The sequence below is a fragment of the Azospirillum sp. INR13 genome, from assembly GCF_015390205.1.
GTDB lineage: Bacteria > Pseudomonadota > Alphaproteobacteria > Azospirillales > Azospirillaceae > Azospirillum.
Genome location: NZ_VUOI01000014.1, coordinates 80,320 through 100,261, shown reverse-complemented (window position 1 = coordinate 100,261; position 19,942 = coordinate 80,320). Strand labels below are relative to the sequence as shown.

14 protein-coding genes and 3 pseudogenes are annotated in these 19,942 nt (G+C 67.8%); 9 read left to right on the top strand and 8 right to left on the bottom strand.

Features of this window, described 5'->3' with window-relative positions; translation table 11 throughout:
* Together F1643_RS12665 and F1643_RS12660 are read right to left on the bottom strand one after the other, a co-directional pair.
* A pseudogene (locus F1643_RS12665) lies at positions 1-232 on the bottom strand (response regulator); the annotation flags it as partial.
* 4 nt (positions 233-236) lie between these two features.
* Complete coding sequence (locus F1643_RS12660; protein ID WP_370540581.1) at positions 237-2,507, bottom strand: ATP-binding protein; 2,271 nt, start codon at positions 2,505-2,507, stop codon at positions 237-239.
* 400 nt (positions 2,508-2,907) lie between these two features.
* Between F1643_RS12660 and F1643_RS24235 the strand changes: the two genes are divergently transcribed.
* Positions 2,908-3,375 carry an NAD(P)H-dependent flavin oxidoreductase gene (locus F1643_RS24235; protein ID WP_370540580.1) on the top strand — a complete coding sequence of 156 codons (468 nt, stop codon included), beginning with the start codon at positions 2,908-2,910 and terminating at the stop codon, positions 3,373-3,375.
* Positions 3,300-3,776 carry an NAD(P)H-dependent flavin oxidoreductase gene (locus F1643_RS24230; RefSeq protein WP_370540579.1) on the top strand — a complete coding sequence of 159 codons (477 nt, stop codon included), beginning with the start codon at positions 3,300-3,302 and terminating at the stop codon, positions 3,774-3,776. The genes F1643_RS24235 and F1643_RS24230 overlap by 76 nt, the downstream gene beginning before the upstream one ends.
* 99 nt (positions 3,777-3,875) lie before the next feature.
* On the opposite strand, the gene F1643_RS12650 is transcribed toward F1643_RS24230, so the two are convergent.
* Both F1643_RS12650 and F1643_RS12645 read right to left on the bottom strand, forming a co-directional pair.
* Complete coding sequence (locus F1643_RS12650; RefSeq protein ID WP_194913532.1) at positions 3,876-4,052, bottom strand: hypothetical protein; 177 nt, start codon at positions 4,050-4,052, stop codon at positions 3,876-3,878.
* A gap of 73 nt (positions 4,053-4,125) precedes the next feature.
* A pseudogene (locus tag F1643_RS12645) lies at positions 4,126-4,985 on the bottom strand (DMT family transporter).
* A gap of 144 nt (positions 4,986-5,129) precedes the next feature.
* Here F1643_RS12645 and F1643_RS12640 point away from each other — a divergent pair.
* Positions 5,130-6,536, top strand: coding sequence for a PLP-dependent aminotransferase family protein (locus tag F1643_RS12640; protein ID WP_194913525.1), 1,407 nt, complete (start codon positions 5,130-5,132; stop codon positions 6,534-6,536).
* A 75-nt stretch (positions 6,537-6,611) separates the two neighbouring features.
* Here F1643_RS12640 and F1643_RS12635 read toward each other — a convergent pair whose 3' ends face one another.
* The 4 genes and pseudogenes from F1643_RS12635 to F1643_RS12620 form a co-directional block, all read right to left on the bottom strand.
* Positions 6,612-10,223 (bottom strand): molybdopterin cofactor-binding domain-containing protein, encoded by a 3,612-nt coding sequence (locus tag F1643_RS12635; RefSeq protein ID WP_194913524.1) that lies wholly within the window; start codon positions 10,221-10,223, stop codon positions 6,612-6,614.
* 22 nt (positions 10,224-10,245) lie between these two features.
* A pseudogene (locus tag F1643_RS12630) lies at positions 10,246-10,704 on the bottom strand ((2Fe-2S)-binding protein); the annotation flags it as partial.
* Between the two features lie 82 nt (positions 10,705-10,786).
* Positions 10,787-11,269, bottom strand: coding sequence for a MarR family winged helix-turn-helix transcriptional regulator (locus tag F1643_RS12625; RefSeq protein WP_206692465.1), 483 nt, complete (start codon positions 11,267-11,269; stop codon positions 10,787-10,789).
* 302 nt (positions 11,270-11,571) lie between these two features.
* Positions 11,572-12,621: a 2,5-dihydroxypyridine 5,6-dioxygenase gene (locus tag F1643_RS12620; protein ID WP_194913522.1), complete on the bottom strand. Its 1,050-nt coding sequence runs from the start codon at positions 12,619-12,621 to the stop codon at positions 11,572-11,574.
* 468 nt (positions 12,622-13,089) lie between these two features.
* On the opposite strand from F1643_RS12620, the gene F1643_RS12615 reads away from it, so the two are divergent.
* The 6 genes from F1643_RS12615 to F1643_RS12590 all read left to right on the top strand — a co-directional run bounded on the left by F1643_RS12615 (position 13,090) and on the right by F1643_RS12590 (position 19,931).
* Positions 13,090-14,238 carry an FAD-dependent monooxygenase gene (locus F1643_RS12615; RefSeq protein ID WP_194913520.1) on the top strand — a complete coding sequence of 383 codons (1,149 nt, stop codon included), beginning with the start codon at positions 13,090-13,092 and terminating at the stop codon, positions 14,236-14,238.
* Entirely contained in the window at positions 14,235-15,062 is an 828-nt protein-coding gene (locus tag F1643_RS12610) for an alpha/beta fold hydrolase (protein WP_194913519.1), read from the top strand. The genes F1643_RS12615 and F1643_RS12610 overlap by 4 nt, the downstream gene beginning before the upstream one ends.
* Before the next feature lie 68 nt (positions 15,063-15,130).
* Positions 15,131-15,832 (top strand): Asp/Glu racemase, encoded by a 702-nt coding sequence (locus tag F1643_RS12605; protein WP_206692470.1) that lies wholly within the window; start codon positions 15,131-15,133, stop codon positions 15,830-15,832.
* Between the two features lie 11 nt (positions 15,833-15,843).
* Positions 15,844-16,476 carry an N-carbamoylsarcosine amidohydrolase gene (locus F1643_RS12600; protein WP_194913517.1) on the top strand — a complete coding sequence of 211 codons (633 nt, stop codon included), beginning with the start codon at positions 15,844-15,846 and terminating at the stop codon, positions 16,474-16,476.
* 260 nt (positions 16,477-16,736) lie between these two features.
* The gene (locus F1643_RS12595) at positions 16,737-18,074 is read left to right on the top strand and encodes an MFS transporter (protein WP_194913515.1); all 1,338 of its coding nucleotides are present in this window, start codon (positions 16,737-16,739) and stop codon (positions 18,072-18,074) included.
* A 174-nt stretch (positions 18,075-18,248) separates the two neighbouring features.
* Positions 18,249-19,931, top strand: coding sequence for a methyl-accepting chemotaxis protein (locus F1643_RS12590; RefSeq protein ID WP_194913514.1), 1,683 nt, complete (start codon positions 18,249-18,251; stop codon positions 19,929-19,931).
* Positions 19,932-19,942: the final 11 nt, after the last annotated feature.

Here is a 19,942-nt window from a genome sequence, read left to right as displayed (position 1 = left end):
GATCCCGTCCACTTCGGCAGCTGATGTCGAGGATGATGACGGCCGGATACTTCGGGTCGGAAGGCTTGGATATGGGCTGCCCATTCTCGTCGAACAGATAGGACAGCGCTTCCGCCCCGTCGCGGGCGACGACGATGTCGTTGGCGAGCTGCGCCTCCTCGAAGGCCTCCAGCGTCAGCTCCAGGTCCTTCGGGTTGTCCTCGACCAGCAGGATCGGTTTCAGCGTGGCCATCGGGCTACCTCGATTCGGCGGCTGCGGACCGCGGCAGGGAGAAATGGAAGGTCGCACCGTGATCCAGCTCGCCTTCCGCCCACACCCGGCCGCCGTGGCGCTCCACGATGCGGCGGACATTGGCGAGGCCGATGCCGATGCCTTCGAACTCCTCCTCGCGGTGCAGGCGCTGGAAAACGCCGAAGAGTTTACCGGCATAGGCCATGTCGAATCCACGGCCGTTATCGCGCACATAGAACTGGTGCGCCTCGGCCGTGCTGCGGCAGCCGACCTCGATCTCCGGTTCGGCGCGGTCACGGGAGTATTTGATGGCGTTGGACAGCAGGTTCTGCACCACCAGCCGCAGCATGGTCGGATCGCCGGTGACGGTCGGCAGCGGATGCACTGTCCAACGGACGTTGCGCCCCCGCAGATCGGGCTCCAGCAGGTTACGGACCTCCTCCACCAGCCGGGCTACGTCGACCTCCACCCGCGCCAGCGTGGCACGGCCGAGCTGCGAGAAGTGCAGAAGCCCGTCGACCAGCGTGCCGGCCGAACTCGCCGCCTCGATGATGCTGTCGAGGTAATGGCGTTCCCGGTCGTTCAGCTTGTCGGCGGCGCGGGAGCGCAGAAGCTCGGCATAGCTGGAGACGTGGCGGAAGGGGGCCCGCAGGTCGTGCGAGACGGAGTAGGAGAAGGCGGCAAGCTCGCCGTTGCTGCGGCGAAGCTCCTCGTTCAGCGCAGCCATCTCCTCGGCCTTGCGCAGCACGATGCTGACGATGGCGTTGCGGAAGTCTCCGGCGGCTTCGATCTCGCCATGGCGCCAGGGCAGGGACTGGCCGCGCACCGTCTCCTTCCAGGTCTTGAAGGAATTGCGCGGCGACAGCCGGCCGCTGTCGTCGATGGGCTTGGTGGGATCGCCGGCCCATTCGATGGAGCGCACGATCTCCGGCCGGAACCACAGGAGGTAGCTTGGATGCAGCTGCGAGATGGAGATCGCCAGCAGCCCGCTGGCGCTGGCCTCCATCCCGGCGGCGGCCCGCATCTCCACGGGCAGCTGGTGGCTGGCGAACAGATCCTTGATGCCCTGACCGGCCAGCTCCGCGCCGATGGCCTCCACCACCGCCTGCGGCGGGGTATGGCCGATCAGGCGGCAATCGCCGTCGAACAGGATGGCGGCGCCATCGGCATTCACCAGCGACAGCAGATCCTCGCCATCCTCCGCCAGCCCGTCGATGAAGCGGTCCGCCGCGGCCATATGGGCGAGCAGCCGGGCCTGGATGCTCTTGGAACGGATGCGGTGATCGGCATCCTCCGCCCGCTCCAGTGCGATCATTTGGCTGGACAGCACCTGTCCCAGCAGGTCGCAGGCGGTGCGGATGGCGAAGGACACCTGCCGCGGCTCGGCATGATGGCAGGAAATCAGGCCCCACAGCCTCTCGCCGTCCATCACGGAGATCGACATCGAGGCCGGCGTGCCCATGTTGCGCATGTATTCCAGATGCACGGGCGACACGCTGCGCAGCACGGAAAAGCTGAGGTCGAGCGGCTCCGCCCCCCCCTCCGCCGCCCCCAATGTCGCCAGGACGGGAACCGGGCGGTAGCGGGCATCGGCGATCAGCCGCAGGCGGTTCAGCGCATAGAGGCGGCGCGCCTGTTCCGGAATGTCGGAGGCGGGAAAGCGCAGGCCGCGGTAGGAGGGCAGGCGGCCGTTGCCGTCCTCGGCGATGACGGTGCCGTTCCACTGTTCGTCGAACCGGTAGATCAGGACGCGGTCGAAGCCGGTCAGCGACCGCACCTCCTCCGCAGTGCAGGTCAGCAGCGTCTCGAAATCATGGGACGCCTGCATCCGCCGGATGCCTTCGCGCATCTGCGGATAAAGCGCCTCCAGCGTGCCGACGCCGGTGGCTTCGAGTTCCTCCAGTTCCAGGATCACCAGCCCGCCGGACCGGTGGGCGATGGCCTGATGGTCGCTGCCGCCGCGCAGGTGGAGGATATCGAGCTGCACCGGCTCGGCAGGGGCGGCGTGCAGCCGGCGGACGAGAGACGCCATGCCGTCGGCATCGATCAACCGGTCGATCGGCTGGCCGAAGGCCTCGGCGAGGGGGCGGTTGAGCACCGCCCCGGCTTCCGCACTTGCCCGGACCAGGCGCAGGCTATCGGGTTCCAGCGCCAGGAGATGGCCGTGCGGTTGGATGCTGCCGGGAATGTGAATCGGTTCGCGCGAGCAGGCGTCGAGGTCAAAGCTGCCCGCCATGGTCTGGGGCCACGGTTCCGGTCCGGTTGCAGGCGTCACGATCGTCCTTTGCTCGTCTCGGTCACAATCCGGCAGGCCCGCTCGAATCAGGCCCTTGTCACCAGAGTCCGCCGGATTCCCGTCGAGAGTTCGACGGCAGTCCGAACAGTCCACGATGCAAAACCCAACTCCGACCCTGCGCGTCGCGTTGCGGCGACCGGCACGGCAGGATATTCATCAGACCCTATACTTTCATTATCATAGGGCAAGTTTTCAGCTGGTTCCCAGAATTTTGTCTGATTTGCGCTTAAATCATAGATCGAAGATCATATACCGTTTCGTCTTATGGATCAGCTTATAAATACGGGTACTCCCGTTGTGCCGCATGGCAGGCCGGGAGCAGTGGGAAGGGGTGGCAATAAGGGCAGGGACAGGAGGAATTGACGGCATGAAGACCGAGGTGACGCGCCTGCTGGGCGTCGATTATCCCATCGTTCAGGGCGGGATGCAGTGGGTCGGGCTGGCGGAACTGGCATCGGCGGTGTCCAACGCCGGCGGGCTCGGCATCCTGACGGCGCTGACCCAACCGACGCCGGAGGATCTGGCGCGGGAAATCCAACGCTGCCGCGGCATGACCGACCGGCCCTTCGGCGTGAACCTGACCATGCTGCCGGCGGTGACGCCGCCGCCTTACGAGCGTTATCTGGACGTCATCATCGACAGCGGCATCACCATCGTCGAGACGGCCGGCAACAGCCCGCGCGCCTTCGTCGAGCGCATGAAGGCGCACGGCATCCGCATCCTGCACAAATGCACCAGCGTCCGCCACGCGCTGAGCGCCGAGCGGGCGGGGTGGACGTCATCAGCATCGACGGCTTCGAATGCGCCGGCCATCCGGGGGAGGACGACATTCCCGGCCTGGTGTTGATCCCGGCGGCGGTGCGGGCGTTGAAGATCCCGGTCATCGCCTCCGGCGGCATCGCGGACGGGCGCGGCATGGCGGCGGCGCTGGCGCTGGGTGCGCAGGGCGTCAACATGGGCACGCGCTTCCTCTGCACACGCGAGGCGCCGGTGCATGATGCCGTCAAGCAGGCGCTGGTCGCCGCCGGCGAACGCGACACCAACCTGATCCTGCGCAGCCTGCGCAACACCGCCCGCGTCTTCAAGAATGCCGTGTCGGACGAGGTCGTGGCGCTGGAACGCCGTCCGGGGCGGCGCCGGGTTCGAGGAGGTGCGCCCTCTCGTCGCCGGCCAGCGCGGACGGGCGGCCCTGGAGTCCGGCGACGTCCAGGCCGGGGGTGGTGTCCGCCGGCATGGTCATCGGCCTGATCGACGACATCCCGACCTGCGAGGACCTGATCCGCCGCATGGTCGCCGATTGCCGGACCCACCTGCGCCGCGCTCTCGCGATGGCGGAGGAATAGGCGGTCAGAAGATCAGCTTCAGGATGCCGGTGACGACCAGCAGGCCGATGATGAAGATGATCAGGATGGCCCAGCCGAGGATCTTGAGCATGGTGTCGGTCCCTATGTGGCTTCGTGCATTGCGTGGCGCCTCCGCTTTCCGGTGACGCCACGCCCATGCTTGGATCAACCCGCCAGCCACGCTTCGGTTCCCGCGGGAGGCGTGTGAGGGATGCCGATGACCCGCCGCGATAGGTGGCCGGGCTGCTTGACGCTCACGCGAACTTCCTGGCACCTGCGACGCACAGCACCACCAGCCCGGTCACCGCGATCATGGTCCAGGCGACCGGCTCGTGCAGCAGCAGCCCGGCCAGCGCGAGGCCGAGGAGGGGCTGAAGCAGCTGCAATTGCCCCACGCCGGCAATGCCGCCGAGCGCCAGACCGCGATACCAGAAGACGAACCCCACCAGCATGCTGAAGACCGAGACGTAACCAAGCCCGATCCAGGCGGGCGCACCGACACCGGCCCAGCTTTCCGGCATCGTCAGGGCAGCGGCCACCGCCATGGCCGGCGATGCCAGCACGAGCGCCCAGGAAATGACCTGCCAGCCGCCCAGCCGCCGGGACAGGACGGCACCCTCGGCATAGCCGAGCCCGCAGAGCAGGATTGCCGCGACCATCAGCAGGCCGCCGGCAAGCGATGCGCCTCCCCCCTGGGCCAGGGCGAAGCCGGCGACGGCGAATCCCCCGACGGTCGAGAACAGCCAGAAGGCCGGCTTCGGCCGTTCCCTCGACCGCAGCACGCCGAACAACGCGGTGGCGAGCGGCAGCAGCCCGATGAACACGATCGACTGCGCCGAGGTGATCCGTTGAAGCGCCAGTGCGGTCAGCAGGGGAAAGCCGACGACGACCCGAGCGCCACGATGGCCAGCGGGCGCAGGTCGCTGCGCGCGGGCCGCGTCTGCCGCAGGATCGACAGCAGCGCGACCGCCAGTGCGGCGGCGATCACCGCCCGCGCCGAGGTCAGGAACAGCGGCGGGAATCCGGCCACCGCGACGCGCGTCGCCGGCAGCGAACCGCTGAAGATGACCACACCGAGCATCCCGCTGCCCCATCCCGCCGAAACCCACCGCATCCTGCCCCCGATCCGCTCCATTTGCGGCGATCCTAGCGTCACATCCGCTGGCGAAGACAGCGACAGTCCCATACAATTTCACCAAACTGTATTGGTCACGGAAGCCACACGGATGGGAGCGGCGCGAATGGCGGCGGGTGCAGGATGAACAGCCGGACCGGCACGCGGAGCGGCACTCGGACCGGCGAGGTGATGGATGCGATCCGCCGCAGAATGGCGAGCCGCGCGCTGTCGTCGGGTGAAAAGCTGCCCTCGATCCGCGGCTTCGCCGCCACCATGGGCGTGTCGCCATCGACGGTGGTGGAGGCCTACGACAGGCTCGCTGCGGAAGGCGTGATCCGCTCGCGCCCCGGTTCGGGATTCTACGTGTCCGGCGCCATGCCGCCGCTCGCCCTGGCCGAGGTCGAGCCCCGGCCCGACCGGACCATCGATCCGTTCTGGGTGTCGCGCCAGTCGCTCGATGCGGCGGCAGAGACATTGAAGCCCGGCTGCGGCTGGCTGCCGGCCGATTGGATGCCGAACACCGCGATCCGACGGGCGATCCGCCGTCTTGCGGCTGCGGACGATGCCGTACTGGCGGAGTATGGCGGCACGCGCGGATCGCTGCCGCTGCGCCGTCTGCTCGTCCGCCAGTTCGCGGACGAAGGGATATCGGCGGGCGCCGACCAAATCCTTCTGACCGGCTCCGGAACCCAGGCCATCGACCTGATCTGCCGCTTCCTGCTGCGCCCCGGCGACGTGGTGCTCGTCGACGATCCCTGCTATTTCAATTTCCAGGCGCTGCTGCGCGCCCATCAGGCCCGGATCGTCGGTGTTCCCTATACGAGGAATGGGCCCGATGTGGCCCTGTTCACCGAAGCCCTGATGGCGCATCGGCCGAGGCTCTACATCACCAACTCCGCGCTCCACAACCCGACCGGCGCGACGATGTCGCCGCAAACGGCGCACAAGCTGCTCGGCGCCGCCGCCGCCCACGATCTCACCATCGTCGAGGACGACATCTTCGCCGGCTTCGAGCTCGAGCCGTCACCGCGGCTGGCGGTCCTCGACGGGTTGGCTCAGGTCATCCGCATCGGCAGCTTTTCCAAGACGCTGTCCGCCTCGATCCGCTGCGGCTACATCGCGGCCCGGCCGGATTGGGTGGAGGCGCTGGTCGATCTGCAGGTGGCGACGAGTTTCGGCGGCCCCAGCCCCGTCGCCGCCGAACTCGTCCTGGCGACCTTGAGCGACGGCAGCTATCGCAAGCATCTCGACGCCCTGCGCCGGCGGCTGGCGCGGAGCCGCCGCGTGGTTGCGGCCAAGCTGGCCGCGTTCGGCCTGCGTCCATGGCTGATGCCGCGCGGCGGATTCTATCTCTGGTGCAGCCTGCCCGACGGCCGGAACGCTGCCGATGTCGCCCGTGCGGCCTTGCGCGAGACCGTGGTTCTCGCCCCCGGCGACGTCTTCAGCGTGTCCCGATCGGCTTCGGCGTTCCTGCGTTTCAATGTCGCCCAGATGGAGGACCCGCGGGTGTTCGACGTGCTGGCGCGCGCGATGGCGGCAGGAGAGTAGACACGGCGGACGCTCCACCGCTCCGTCGATCCGGCCGCCCATCCCGCGCCCTATGCGACATCGCATGTGTCCGTATCAGTGCGTTCCCGGATTGGCCCGCGCCCTGGCCACCACATTTGCAATGTCCGTCCAGGCCGGTTTGTCCGACGCGAAACGGCCGCGCAGGTACGCCATCAAATCCGCCACCTGTTTATCGGACAGGCTGTCGCGGAAGGCCGGCATATAGCCGAGGTCGCGGGTCGCCGGGTTCTGGATGCCGTGCAGGATGACGCGGGCAAGGTTGTCGGCCCTGTCGCTGTGAACGTTGCTGTTCACCGCCATCGATGGGCTGACGCCGAACAGCGTCGGTCCATTGCCGTCGCTGTGGCAGGCCTGGCAGGCTCCGTTGAAGATGCGCTCTCCATTGGCGGAGTTGACGGGGGCCGGAGAGACCGCGGGCGCTTCCACTGCGTCCCCTCCCACATCGCCGCCCAACGAGGCGAGATAGACCGCCATCGCCCGCACATCCGCCTCCGGCACGGTGGACAGCTCGTGCACCACCGCGGCCATCGGGCCGGCGGCGACGCCATGGCGCTGGGAGAAGCCGGTGCGCAGGTAGGTGAACAGGTCGTCTTCCGTCCAGGGCTTCGGCGCCTTGGACAGGCCGGTCAGGGCCGGCGCTTCCCACCCGTCGACCGTACCGCCGGCCAGGAAAGCCTCGCCCAGCTTCTCCGCCCCCAGCGCGTTGCGCGGGCTGTGGCAGGCGGCGCAATGGCCGAGCCCGTTGACCAGATAGTTGCCGCGGTTCCACTCCGCAGTCTTCTGCGGGTCCGGTTTATAGGTCTCGCGGTTGAGGAACAGGGTGTTCCACCCCGCCATCATCGGGCGCAGGTTGAAGGGAAAGCGCATGGTGTTGGCCGGCGTCTCGCTGCGCACCGGCTGCTGCGTCATCATGTAGGCGTAGAGCGCCTGCATGTCGACGTCGGTCATGTTGCGGAAGGCGGTGTAGGGGAAGGCCGGGTAGAGATGCCGGCCGTCGCGGCTGATCCCCTCGCGCATCGCCCGGTCGAAGGCGGCGAAGGACCAGCGCCCGATCCCGCTGTCCGGGTCCGGCGTGATGTTGGTGCTGTAGACGGTGCCGAACGGCGTCTCGAACGGCCGGCCGCCGGCATTGGTGGCGCCGTTCTCAACCGTATGGCAGACCGCGCAGTCGCCGAGCGCCGCCAACTGCCGCCCGCGTTCGATGGTGGCCGACGACCACAGTCCAGCTGACGGTGGCGAGACCGGAGCGATTTCGGCGCGGAAGGGCAGGGCGCTGCTCGCCATGCCGATCATCACCCCGCATAAGCCGGTCAGCGAGGCGCCGAGCCATGCCTTCCACCCGCGCTTGCGCGGCTTGGCGGCTTCCGGCGGCGCGGGCGGGACCGGCTCGGATGGGCCGTTCAGCGCCTCGCGCACCCGCTCCGCGGTGATCGGCAGTTCGCGGAAGCGGATGCCGGTGGCGTCGAAGATGGCGTTGGCGATGGCCGCCGCGCTGGGGACGGAAGCGGACTCGCCCGATCCCAGCGGCGGCTCGTTCTCGCGCGGCATCATCACGACGTCGATGTCCGGCAGCTCGGGGAAGGTCATGATCGGGTAGCCGCCCCATTCCTTGGCGGCGACGACCGAGTCCTCGAACTCGACCTGTTCCTTCAGCACGCGGCTGGTCGACTGGATGACGTTGCCGTGGATCTGGTGGCGTACGCCATCGGGGTTGATCATCTGCCCGGCGTCATGGCCGACGACCACGCGGGTCACGGCGATCTCGCCGGTCTTGCGGTCCACCGCCACGTCCGCCACCCAGGCCGCCCAGGCGGCGCCGAAGCCGGGAAACTTGCTGTGGATGTAGCGGGCATAGGCGAAGCCGCGCCCGCGCAGCACGTCGCCCTCCGGCGGGGTCTGCTGCGGGGCGGTGCGCGGCTGCCAGCCGGCGCGGCCGGCGACGGCACGGATCAGGTCGGCGGCGCGCTCGTCCTCGGTCAGATGGCGCAGGCGGAATTCCACCGGATCAACCCCGGCGGCGAAGGCCAGCTCGTCGATGTAGCTGTCATGGGCGAAGCTGTTGGGCATCGCCGACACCCCGCGCATCCAGGAGGCGCGGACGATGGGGGCCATGTCGTTGATGACCACCCGCATGTTCTCGTAATCGTAGGGCGGGATGGAGGTGCGGTCGCCCATCTCGAACACGGCAGCCACCGGATCGACCCGCCCGGTCAGCAGCAGCGCCAGCGTCGGCGCGCCATTCGACGGGTAGCTGGTGGCGAAGTCGTAGGCGACAATGCCGCCATCGGCGCTGATGCCGCCATCGACCTCCATCAGCTGGGCCGTGCCCTTGGGCTCCCACAGATGCTCCTGCTCGCGGGTCAGCTGGACGCGCACCGGACGGCCGACCGCCTGCGACAGCAGCAGCGCATCCGCCGCCACGTCGTCGGCGCAGTTGCGGCCATAGCAGCCGGCGGCCTCCATCCGCACCACGTCGATCCGCTCCTCCGGCCATTCCAGCAGCCAGGCGAGGTCGGCGCGCAGCAGATGCGGATTCTGGGTGCCGGACCAGACCGTTGCGTGGTCCGCCTTGCAGTCGGCCACCGCGCAGGACGGCCCGATGGAGCCGTGCATCTGGTAGGGCCAGACATAGGTGCGAGTCATCCGCTGGTCGGCGGCGGCGAGCGCGGCATCGACGTCGCCCTTGTCCAGCACCTTGCGCGGCGTGCTCGGATTCTCGCGCAGGGCCTGGGCGAGGTTCGACAGATCCGGCAGCTTGCGGGTCCAGGGCCTCCAAGTGATCTTCAGCCCGCGTGCGGCCTTGATCGCCTGCTCCTCACGCTCCGCCACCACGCCGACGAAGTCGCGCAGCACCACCACCTTGATGATGCCGGGAATGTGGGCGATGGAGGATTCGTCGATGCTCTCCAGGCTGTTGCCGACGAACTCGCCGCTGTCGATGCCGGCATAGGGCGGGCGGACCACCCGGCCATGCAGCATCCCCGGCAGGCGCAGGTCATGGACGTACGAGAATTCGCCGGTCGCCTTGGCCGGGATGTCGACGCGCGGCGCCCCCTTGCCGACCAGCTTGTACTGCTCGCGCGTCTTCAGCGGGGCCTTGCCGCTGATGCGCAGTTCCACCCGCTCGCCCCGCACCAACTCGCCGTAGGAGATGCGACGGTTGCCGTCGCCAGCGATGACCACCCCCTCTTCGACGCGCAATTCGCCCGCCGGCACGCCGAACAGGGCGGCGGCGCGGTCCAGCAGGTGGCGGCGCGCCTCCGCCGCGGCGTTGCGCAGGGGGACCGCCGAAATCTGGATGGTGGCACTGGCGATGGTGGCGCCCTGGTTCGGCGTCCGGCCGGTGTCGCCCAGCACCATGCGCAGCTGGTCCATGCGCAGGTCCAGCTCCTCCGCGACGATCTGGGTCAGCGCGGTCTGGATGCCGGTGCCGAGATCGACATGGCCGTTGAAGGCGTAGACCTGCCCGTCGTCGCGCAGCGCCAGGAACAGCGCGGTTTCCGGCGGCTTCGGCGTCGCGGTGCCGCCCTTGGCGACCAGGCCTGGGGGCGGCTGGATCTCGTCAACGATCAGCAGGACGCCGGTCGCCGCCATCAGCTCCGCACGGGTCGGCGTCGGCTGGGAGTGCGGATTGGGCGTCGGGCCGGGCGTTGGGTTGATCGTCATGATGTGCTCCGGGGGAGGAGAGAAGCTGCGCAGCCCGCATGACGGCACGCAGGATTTCGACATGGGTGCCGCAGCGGCACAGGTTGCCGGACAGGGCGCGGCGCACCTCGTCCATCGTCGGGGTCGGGTTGCGGTCGAGCAGTGCCTTGGCGGTCATGATCATGCCGTTCATGCAATAGCCGCACTGGGCCGCCTGCTCGTCGATGAAGGCCTGCTGGACCGGGTGGGGGGCGCTGCTGCTGCCCAGACCTTCCAGCGTCACCACCTCGCGCCCTTCCGCACCGGCCAGCGGGATGACGCAGGACCGCGCGGCGACGCCGTCGAGGATGACGGTGCAGGCCCCGCATTCGCCGAGCCCGCAGCCGTATTTCGGCCCGTTGAGGGCGAGATCGTTGCGCAGGATGTAGAGCAGCGGCGTGTCGGCCATCGCCGTCACCGAGACGGCGCGGCCATTCACCCGCAGCGCGATGGTCTTTTCCATAAGGCGTCCGTCCGGTGCGATAGGTCCCGCATCCCCGCTGTATCCGCAGGGCGAAATGGCCTGAAAGCCATCCAGCGGTGGGTTACTCCTCCCCGTCCTGCGCGATCATCTTCTGCAGGACATGGGTGACCGCCAGCCGTTCCGCCGGGTTCAGCTGCCCCATGGTCAGCTCGCTGATCCGCTTGGCGCAGGGGACCATGTCCTCCAGCAGCTGCCGTCCTTCGTCGGTCAGGCAGTTGATGACCTTGCGGCGGTCCTGCGCGTCGGAGGTCTGGCTGATCAGCCCGCGCGCCTTCAGCCGGTCGACGATGCCGCGGATCGTCGCCTGATCGATGGCGGTGGACTTCACCAGCTCGATCAGCGAACTCGGCCCGTTGTCGCGGATGGCGCAGAGCGTGACGAACTGCACCGAGGTCAGCTGCGGGTCGCAGGCGTTGCGCTGGAAGATGGCGAGGTGCCGCTGATAGGCCCGCCGCAGCAGATGGCCGATCTGGTCGGAAAAGACGTAATCCGCCTCTCCGGGGCCAGTTTGGGGGCCGTCTTCGGGCAGCAGGTCTTGGGACATCGGGGACAACATGCGGTGGACCGGGTGTGGTGCGGACGATAGCAGCGGCGGCGGGGGCAGGGAAGGGCGGCGGGTTGGTGCTTTAGGGCTGTTGCATATGACTCCCTCTCCCGCCCCGGGAGAGGGAAGGGGCCCATGCGGAGCATGGGAAGGGTGAGGGGCTAGGCACGAAGCCATGCGCATTTGGATCCTTGGGCCACCCCTCACCCTCCCCACTTCGTGGGTCCCCTCCCGCTCCCGGGGCGGGAGAGGGCGGTTGATGCCACATGCGATAATCCTCATGCCGCCCTTCATGCCGGGCGTCATGCCCTGGAGGCTTCCGGCGCCACCACGTCGCCGGCCAGCACCACCGGTTCGCCGTCCAGCAGGATGTCGCAGCCGCGCAGCGGGATGTCCATGTGGCAGGGCGTCTTGCGGCTGCCGCCGACCTCGGTGTTCGGGCCGGTGGAGAACAGGAAGTTGCCGTAGAAGGCGCGGGCGTCCATGCACATGCCGTCGTTCTTGTCGTGCAGACCCATCGCCGTCCATTGCGCCCGCGGCTGCAGGCCCCAGCCGATGTGGGAGATGCCGTAGACCTCCGGATCCTTGAAGTAGGCCATGTAGTCGCGCAGGTATTCCGCCTCGAACCCGCCATGGATGCGGCGGATGAAGCCCTCCTCGATCTCCAGCGTCATCTTTTCCCGGACATAGGTCTTGAAGGGCAGCAGGATGTCGCCGACGTCGAGCACCAGCGTGCCTTCGGCGCTGCCCTCGTCCGGCCAGGAGAACAGGAAGCCGCTCGGCCAATGGTCCCAGCGGCCGGGCTCGTCGGCGAAGCCGTACTCCGTCACCGTAGGATACTGGCCGAGCGTGGCGCGGAAATCGCTTCCGGCCTTTGAGGTGACGGCGATGGAGCGGGCGCGCTTCAGCCGTTCCGCCGCGGCGTTGACGCGGATCTTGTCCTCCTCCGTCGGCATGATGCGGGCCAGCACCTCCGGCGGCTCGACCGCCAGCAGGATGCGGGTGCCGGTCTTCAGGATCTGCTCCTGCTCCGGCGAATGCAGCAACATCATGGTGTCGACGATCAGGTCCGCCGCCTCCAGCGCCCGCTGGGCGGCGATGTTGCCGGTCAGGGGCGTGTCGCCGCAATAGGCGGTCATGTCCATGCCCATCGCACGCGGGTGGTTGAAGGCCGGCAGTTCGACCCCGTAGACGTTCGCGCCCAGCCGCTGGGCGGCGTCCATCGCGGCACGCACGATGCGCGGGTTGGAATAGTCGCTTTTCAGCACAGCGACGCTCTGGGTCTTGTCCACCTTGGACAGGGTCAGAACCCGTTCGAACATCTGCGTCAGTTCGCGATCGCTCACCGGCATCTCATTTCTCCCAACCTTGGTGGCCGCAGCCGCTGAATGCGCGATCCGGGCCGTGTTTCCGGGTGGACATCCGCCGTCATCGCGGCGGGCTGACCAGGATATATAGAGCGTATAAGCTTAATTCGACCATGAACAGTATGGGGGTAAACCCTTCGCTGTCGCTGTGTCGATCTGAACGATAAATAGGCATCTGTGATTTAAAATGAGGCTGTGCAAGGCTATTTTGTGGTCAGGCGCATGCCGTCAACGACCGGAATGGCCCCACAAAGCCTGAGTAGCGTTGTATGACGAATTGTGTTGCGTGGCAAGCTGAAACAGCGTACACACTCCATATCGAGTTCAATGCAACGGTCGACGGCCGGAGCCGGGGCGAGAAGCCCCCGGACACTCCTCCCGCACCCTTGCATCCGGTCGCGAGCCCTTCGGCAGCGCCGACCGAACACCCCACCTCAGCAAAGGGCCATACCCATGGGAAAGACTCAGAGAATCGCCATTGTCGGGGCCGGCCTGGGCGGAGCCGCCGCCGCCGGTCTTCTGCAGCAGGCCGGGTTCCAGGTGGATGTCTACGAACAGGCGCCTGAATTCTCCCGGCTGGGCGCGGGGATTCACGTCGGTCCCAACGTGATGAAGGTGTTCCGCCGCCTGGGCATCGAAAAGCCGCTGGAGGCGATGGGCTCCAAGCCGGACTTCTGGTTCAGCCGCGACGGCTTCACCGGCGATTACCTGTCGCGCATCCCGCTGGGCGACTTCGCCAAGCGCGAATACGGCGCCGCCTACGTCACCGTTCATCGCGGCGACATGCACCTGCTGCAGATGGACACGCTGGCCCCCGGCACCGTCCAGTTCGACAAGCGGCTGGAGACGATCACCGACAGCGGCGACGACGTGCATCTGACCTTCGCCGACGGGACCGAGGCGCGCGCCGACATCGTTATCGGCGCCGACGGCATCAACTCCCGCATCCGCGAGGCCTTGCTGGGTGTCGAGGCGCCGAACTACAGCGGCTGGGTCGCCCACCGCGCACTGATCCGCGGCGAGCAGCTGGCGAAATACGACCTGACCTTCGAGGATTGCATCAAGTGGTGGACCGAGGACCGTCACATGATGGTCTATTTCACCACCGGGAAGCGCGACGAATATTACTACGTCACCGGCGTGCCGCATCCGGCCTGGGACTTCCAGGAAGCCTTCGTCGACAGCAGCCGCGAAGAGATGTACGAGGCCTTCCAGGGCTATCACCCGACCGTCCAGGCGCTGATCGAGTGCACGGAGGAGGTCACCAAATGGCCGCTGCGCAACCGCAACCCGCTGCCGTTGTGGAGCCGCGGCCGGCTGGTCCTGCTCGGCGACGCCTGCCACCCGATGAAGCCGCACATGGCCCAGGGCGCCGGCATGGCGATCGAGGACGCGGCGATGCTGACCCGCTGCCTGTCCGAAACCGGCCTGACCGACTACCGCACCGCCTTCGCGCTGTACGAGGCCAACCGCAAGGACCGTGCGACCCGCGTCCAGTCGGTGTCCAACGCCAACACCTTCCTGCGCACGCAGGAGGATCCGGCCTGGGTCTTCGGCTACGACGTCTATGAGCAGCCGCTGCGCGAAGGCATCGCGGCATGACCGCCTCCACCTTCCTCTACGGCGCCAACGTCCAGGCCAACGGCATCCGCCAGCATTACCTGCGCTATGGCGGGGAACGGCATGCGGGTCGTCCGGCCATCGTGCTGATCCCCGGCATCACCAGCCCGGCCGTCACCTGGGGCTTCGTCGCCGAACGCTTCGGCCGGCAATTCGACACCTATGTGCTGGACGTACGCGGACGCGGTCTGTCGGAAAGCGGGCCGCATCTGGATTACGGCATCGACGCCTGCGCCGACGACGTGAACGCCTTCGTCGCGGCGCTGGGCCTGACCGATTACATCCTGGTCGGCCATTCCATGGGCGCCCGCTTCGCCATCCGCGCCTCGGTGCGCGGCGACGCGAAGGGCCTGCGCCAGCTGGTGCTGATCGATCCGCCGGTCTCCGGCCCCGGCCGCCGGGCCTATCCCAGTGGGCTGCCCTGGTACGTCGACTCCATCCGCCAGTCCTTGAAGGGCATGGATGCCGACGCCATGCGCGCCTTCTGCCCGACCTGGACGGAGGAGCAGCTGCGGCTGCGCGCGGAATGGCTGCACACCTGCTACGAGCCGGCCATCGTCCGGACCTATGAGGGCTTCCACCAGGACGACATCCATGCCGACCTGCCGAAACTGCCGGTCCCGGCCCTGCTGATGGTCGCCGGCCGTGGCGGCGTCATCCAGCCGGAGGACGAGGAGGAGATCGCCCGCCTCCAGCCGGCCATTCGCATCGCCCGCGTCCCCGATGCCGGGCACATGATCCCCTGGGATGACCTCGACGGCTTCTTCGCCGCTTTCGGCAACAGCCTCGGCCATCCGCTCGCCTGATCGATAGGAACCAATCCATGTCTTCGCTGTACCGCATCGGCCAGATCGTCCCCAGCTCCAACGTCACCATGGAAACGGAAATCCCGGCCATGCTGACCGCGCGTCAGGCGATCCGCCCGGAACGCTTCACCTTCCATTCCGCTCGCATGCGGATGAAGACGGTCAGGAAGGAAGAGCTGGCGGCGATGGACGCCGAATCCGACCGCTGCGCCGTCGAGTTGTCGGACGCCCGCGTCGATGTGCTGGGCTATGCCTGCCTCGTCGCCATCATGTCGATGGGCCTCGGCTATCACCGCGATTCCGAGGCGCGGCTTGCCCGCAAGACGCTGGAGAACGACGCGCCAGCCCCGGTGGTCACCAGCGCCGGCGCCCTGGTCGACGGGCTGAAGGTGATGGGCGCCAAGCGCATCGCCATCGTCGCCCCCTACATGCGCCCGCTGACCGAACTGGTGGTGGACTATATCCGCGCCGAGGGCTTCGAGGTGCAGGACTGGCGCGCGCTGGAGATCCCCGACAACCTCGACGTCGCCCGCCACGACCCCAACAACCTGCCGGACATCGTGCGCGGCATGAACCTGGAGGGCGTGGACGTGGTGGTCCTGTCCGCCTGCGTGCAGATGCCGTCGCTGCCGGTGGTGCCGCGGGTGGAGGCGGAGACCGGCAAGCCGGTGCTGACCGCCGCCATCGCCACGACCTACGCCATGCTGAAGGCGCTGAAGCTGGAACCGGTCGTGCCCGGCGCCGGCGCCCTGCTGTCCGGCGCGTACTGAGGAGCGGCCACATGACCGACGGGCAGAGCGCATCCGACAATTACAAGGATGTCTGGGGCAACCGGATCGGCTTCGGCGAGCGGCCGGCCCTGCTGGTGATCGACTTCATGCAGGGCTACACCACCGAAGGCGCGCCGCTCTACGCCCCCGGCGTGGTGAGCGCGGTGGCGGAGACGGTGGAGCTGCTGGACGCCGCCCGCAGCAGCGGAATCCCGGTCGTCCACACCAACATCCGCTATCACCCCGGCCATTTCGCCGATGGCGGCATGTGGGTGCGCAAGGCCCCGGTGATGAAGGATATGGTGGAGGGCAACCCGCTCGCCGCCTTCTGCCCGGAGGTCGCGCCGCTCGATCACGAGGTGGTGATCTCCAAGCAGTATGCCAGCGCCTTCTTCGGCACCAGCCTCGCCCCGATGCTGCATGCGATGGGGGTGGACACGGTGGTGCTGACCGGCTGCTCGACCAGCGGCTGCATCCGCGCCACCGCCGTCGATGCGGTCCAGCACGGCTTCCGCACCATCGTGGTCCGCGAGTGCGTCGGCGACCGCCATGACGGCCCGCACGAGGCCAACCTGTTCGACATCGACAGCAAGTACGGCGATGTGGTGAACAAGCAGGAGGCGCTCGCGCAGTTCGGCCGGTAAGGAAGCAGGATGGTTCCCTCTCCCCCCCGGGGAGAGGGTTAAGGGTGAGGGGGAAGCGCGGCGGCCCTTCCTCAAGAATCCACGCCATGAATCCCCCTCACCCCGACCCTCTCCCCGGGGGGGGAGAGGGGGATGAGCACTACAGGACTAACAAAAAAACAAACTGGGACCGACAACCGGCGCCGCACCCGAGACAGGCGGCGCCGGCATGAAAAAACAGGACGGGTTCACAACGCGATCAGCGTAAGGAGACAGACGACATGTCCTATGCCCAGACGACAACAGCGGATGCGGCGCCCAATGCCGCACTTGGCGCGGCGCAGTCCGTCGATGCGGACCAGCTCTACAAGAAGATCACCTGGCGCCTCATTCCGTTCCTCTGCTTCTGCTATCTGGCGGCCTATCTGGACCGCATCAACATCGGCTTCGCCAAGCTGCAGATGATGGGTGACCTGCAGTTCAGCGAGGCTGCCTACGGTCTGGGCGCCGGCCTGTTCTTCGTCGGCTACATCCTGTTCGAGGTGCCGAGCAACCTCGTGCTGACCAAGGTCGGCGCGCGGCTGTGGATCGCCCGCATCATGATCACCTGGGGCCTGCTGTCGGCCGCGACCATGCTGGTCACGACGCCGACCCAGTTCTACATCGTCCGTTTCCTTCTCGGCGCCGCCGAGGCCGGCTTCCTGCCCGGCGTGCTCTATTACCTGACGCTGTGGTTCCCGACCTACCGCCGCGGCCGCATCATGGCGCTGTTCGTCATCGGCCTGCCGCTGTCCAGCGTGATCGGCGGCCCGCTGTCGGGCTGGATCATGAGCCATTTCGACAATGTCCAGGGCCTGCGCGGCTGGCAGTGGCTGTTCCTGCTGGAAGCCATCCCCAGCGTGCTGCTAGGCTTCCTGACCTTCGTGGCCCTGCCCAACTCCTACAAGGATGCCAAGTGGCTGTCGGGCAATGAGAAGGCCCGGCTTGCAGCCGACCTGCACGGTGACGACGCCGATGCCAAGAATGTCGGCCACAGCTTCAAGGAAGGGCTGCTGAACCTGAAGGTCTGGATGCTGGGCGGCATCGACTTCGCCATCCTGCTGACCGCCTACGCCATCGGTTTCTGGCTTCCCACCTTCATCCGCAAGACCGGCGTGATGGATCCGTTCCACATCGGCCTGCTGACGATGATCCCCAACATCGTCGCCGTGGTCGGCATCCTGCTGATCGGCGCCAGTTCCGACCGGATGCGCGAGCGCCGCTGGCACATCATCATCCCCTTCCTGGCCGCGTCCGCCGCGATGGCGACCAGCACCTTCTTCGCCGAGAACCTCATCGCCACCGTGGCGCTGTTCACCGTCGCGTCGGTCGGCGTGCTGGGTCCGCTTCCGGCCTATTTCAGCCTGCCGGCCACCTTCCTGAAGGGCACGGCGGCGGCCACCGGCTTCGCCATGGCGATCTCGCTCGCCAGCATCGCCGGTCTGGTCAGCAACTCGCTGATCGGCATCGTCATCGACCTGACCGGCAGCAGCAGCGTCGCCTTGTGGTTCTTCTCCGGCTGTCTCGTGATCGGCGCCCTGCTGGTCTATGCGCTCCCGCCCAAGGTGGTGAACCGCTGACCAATTTTGTGCAGCGTGTAAACCATCCGTGAAAGATCACGCGATATGAGTGCGTAAACGGCTCGGCCGGCGCCGCCCGGAGGGGTGCGGCGCCGGTCGGCCGTTCCGGCGGGTCCGGCCACGGCGCGGCCGAGACGCACGCCGCAAAAGCCAGTCGCCGGGGACAACAGAGACATGATTTCCGCATTGCGTGGCATCCGGGGGCGCCTGCTGCTGCTGCCCCTGATCACCGTCCTGGCGCTGGTCGGCGCCGGGGCCATGACTGCGAAAACGCTCGGCACCGTGATGATGGAGGAGCGCCAGGCCCGCGCCCGCGTCGCGGTGGAGATGGTGACCTCCGTCATCGAGCGGTTCGAACAGCGGGCCGTGTCCGGCGAGCTGCCGGTCGCCGACGCGCAGAAGCTGGCGCTCGACATCGCGCGGTCGGCCCGCTACGACGGCACGGAATATGCGCTGATCCTCGACCGCAAGGGCAACATCCTGGCCCACCTGAACCCGCAGGTCGAAGGCAAGGCCATGTGGGACAGCACCGACAAGACCGGCCGTCTGTTCGTGCGCGACGAGATCGCGGCGGCCGAATCCGGCGGCGGTTATTCCTCCTTCTTCTTTCCCAAGCCCGGTTCCAGCGATCCGGTGGAGAAATCGGCCTATTCCAAGCTGACCAAGGGCTGGGGCTGGGTGGTCAGCTCCGGCGTCTATCTCGACACCGTGGCCGCCGCGCGCCTGCAGACCATGCTGAACATCGCCGCCGTGATCGCAACGTTGGCGGCGATCAGCCTCGGCCTGGCCGTCTGGATCGGCCGGCGCATCACCACCCCCATTCTGCAGCTGACCCAGGCCACCAACCGCATTTCCACCGGCGATCTTTCGGTCGCCATCGGCCACCAGGACCGCGGGGACGAGGTCGGCACGCTGGCCCGCGCGCTGGACGAGTTCAAGCGCAACGGCCTGGAGGTGCGCCGCCTGCAGGCCGAGGCCGAGGCACAGAAGGAGCGCACCGATGCCGAACGCCGCGCCGCCCTGCTCGACATGGCCGCCCGGTTCGAGGCGCGCGTGATGGGCGTGGTTGGTGCCGTCGCCACCGCGTCCCATCAGATGGAAAGCACCGCCACCGGCATGGCCGGCGCCGCCGAGCGGTCGGGCACCCAGGCGGATGCGGTGTCGCAGGCGTCCGAGCAGGCCAGCAGCAACGTCAACACCGTCGCCGCCGCGACCGAGGAGCTGTTCGCCTCCATCGCCGAGATCGGCCGTCAGGTGACGATGTCCACCTCTGTCGCCGGCCGTGCGGTGGACGAGGCGGCGAAGATCGACGGCATGATCCACAGCCTGGCATCGGCCGCCCAGGAGATCGGGCAGGTGGTGGAGCTGATCAACGCCATCGCCGGCCAGACCAACCTGCTGGCCCTGAACGCCACCATCGAGGCGGCCCGTGCCGGGGAACATGGCAAGGGCTTCGCCGTCGTGGCGAGCGAGGTGAAGGCGCTGGCCAACCAGACCGCCCGCGCCACCGACGACATCCAGGCCAAGGTGCTGGAAATCCAGCAGTTCACCGGCAGCACGGTGACGGCGGTGCAGGGCATCGGCGCCACCATCACCTCGGTCAGCGACATCGCCACCGCCATCGCCTCGGCGGTGGAACAGCAGAGCGCCGCCACAAAGGACATCGGCGCCAACATTCAGCAGGCCGCCCGCCATACGGCGGAGGTCAACAGCAACATCGCCGGCGTCGCCCAGCCCGTCGGGCAGACCGGTACCGCCGCCTCGGGCGTGCTGGAGGCCGCCAGCGATCTGGTGCGCGAGACCGTCAAGCTGCGCAGCGAGGTCGAGGACTTCCTCTCCACCGTCCGCGCCGCCTGAGGATGCGGTTC

What these genes read in the sequence shown, in the direction of transcription:
- F1643_RS12640 (WP_194913525.1), top strand. Translation starts at nt 5,130, where the DNA reads ATGAACAGCCGGACCGGCACGCGGAGCGGCACTCGGACCGGCGAGGTG.
- F1643_RS12635 (WP_194913524.1), bottom strand. Translation starts at nt 10,223, where the DNA reads ATGACGATCAACCCAACGCCCGGCCCGACGCCCAATCCGCACTCCCAG.
- F1643_RS12625 (WP_206692465.1), bottom strand. Translation starts at nt 11,269, where the DNA reads ATGTCCCAAGACCTGCTGCCCGAAGACGGCCCCCAAACTGGCCCCGGA.
- F1643_RS12620 (WP_194913522.1), bottom strand. Translation starts at nt 12,621, where the DNA reads ATGCCGGTGAGCGATCGCGAACTGACGCAGATGTTCGAACGGGTTCTG.
- F1643_RS12615 (WP_194913520.1), top strand. Translation starts at nt 13,090, where the DNA reads ATGGGAAAGACTCAGAGAATCGCCATTGTCGGGGCCGGCCTGGGCGGA.
- F1643_RS12610 (WP_194913519.1), top strand. Translation starts at nt 14,235, where the DNA reads ATGACCGCCTCCACCTTCCTCTACGGCGCCAACGTCCAGGCCAACGGC.
- F1643_RS12605 (WP_206692470.1), top strand. Translation starts at nt 15,131, where the DNA reads ATGGAAACGGAAATCCCGGCCATGCTGACCGCGCGTCAGGCGATCCGC.
- F1643_RS12600 (WP_194913517.1), top strand. Translation starts at nt 15,844, where the DNA reads ATGACCGACGGGCAGAGCGCATCCGACAATTACAAGGATGTCTGGGGC.
- F1643_RS12595 (WP_194913515.1), top strand. Translation starts at nt 16,737, where the DNA reads ATGTCCTATGCCCAGACGACAACAGCGGATGCGGCGCCCAATGCCGCA.
- F1643_RS12590 (WP_194913514.1), top strand. Translation starts at nt 18,249, where the DNA reads ATGATTTCCGCATTGCGTGGCATCCGGGGGCGCCTGCTGCTGCTGCCC.